Consider the following 1,471-nt stretch of genomic DNA (forward strand, 5'->3'; position numbering starts at 1 on the left):
TCAGCTCGGTCAGCACGCCGCCATCGAGCAGGCGGGTGTAGGCCGAGTCAGGGTCATCGCTGAGCAGGTCATCGCGCAGCTGGTCGTTGCGGGCCAGGTCGCGGATGGGCGCGGCGGCCTGGCCGAGCCGCAGCACCTCGCCGGCTAGCTCCTCGATGAAGAGCTGCTCGCGGCGCTGGCGCACGCGCTCGTCGAAGAAGCGCCGGAAGATGCCCAGGCTCAGCCCGCGCGAGGCCACCACCACCGGGCCGTCGCGGTAGGACTCAGCGAGCATGCGCAGGAGCAGGGGCTTGCGCAGGCGCTCGCGCAGGTGCAGGGGCAGGCCCTCCAGCGGCGTCTGGAGCTGGAAGAAGCGCCGGTAGCGCTCGTAGGCGAGGGAGAGCTCGGCGGGGGCGAAGGGCTCCAGGCGCAGGGCGGGCTCGCCGTCGGCGGCGTAGTGGTAGGCGCCCCAGAAGAGCCGGGTGGCCCCTGCCCGGTCGAGCTGGGCCCAGGTGGCGCTGTTGCAGCTGAGCACGACCCGCAGGTGCGGGCCGGCCACCCGGCCCACCAGGCCGTCGATCTGCTTGAGCAGCGCCTCAGGGCCGGCCTGGGCGCCGCTGCGGTACTCGTTGATCGCGTCGAAGATGATCACCAGCCGCCTTCTGGCGGCGGCGGCCAGCTGTGCGATCTGGCCCAGGTCGCCGAGCAGCAGCTCGGGCAGCTCGCGGCCCAGGTCGCGGGCAATCTCGCGGTCGATCTCGGGGCCGAGCGAGCCGCCGCAGCGGTAGAGCAGCACCGCGTCGCCCGACTCGCGCAGCTCGCCGGCCCAGCGGGCCAGCAGGCAGGTCTTGCCCACCCCCGAGTCGCCGAGCAAGATCAGCGCGCCGCTAGATCCACTGAGAAACTCGGACAGCTCCTCCTCGGCGGCCTGTAGCAGCACATAGGCCTCGGGGATGTAGGTGCCCAGGCGGCGCGAGCTGCCCTGGAGCTCGCGCAGCACAAAGTCGCACTGCTGGCCGGCGGCGTCGCGCACCTGCTCCCACCCGATGCTGAGCGGGCGGTCGGCCGCAGGCGCAGGCGTGGCCGAGGGGAACGACGGGCGGCGCGGCGCGACCGAGGTCGGGCCGATAAAGGTATGCGCAACCTGGTCGCTCGCATCGCGCAGGGCCAGGCGCATGGCGGCGGCCGAGGGCGGGCGGGCCTCGCGGCCGATCGCCAGGGCGCGGTCGAACACATCGCCCAGCTCCGGCTGCACCTCGGGGTTCAGATCCACCAGCGGGCGCAGCGGGTCGGGCCGGCCAGCCAGCAGGGCCTCGGCGCGCACCGGCGCGTTGGCCGGCGCGCGGTCGGTGAGCAGGTGGTAGAGCGTGGCCGCCAGGGCGTAGAGGTCGGAGCGCGGCTCGGTGCCGCTGGCGTCGATCTGCTCAAGCGGCGCGTACTGGAGCGTGTAGCCGAAGAAGCTGGTGTCCTGGTTGGCCCCGCGGGCCAGCCC

1 protein-coding gene is annotated in these 1,471 nt (G+C 73.7%); it reads right to left on the reverse strand.

Annotated features, from left to right (window positions below; genetic code table 11):
* On the reverse strand, positions 1–1,471 hold a 1,471-nt coding region (locus K2Z83_RS10560; RefSeq protein WP_220595148.1), incomplete at both ends, for an NACHT domain-containing protein.

Origin of the sequence: Oscillochloris sp. ZM17-4 (genome assembly GCF_019599295.1) — a bacterium.
GTDB lineage: Bacteria > Chloroflexota > Chloroflexia > Chloroflexales > Chloroflexaceae > Oscillochloris.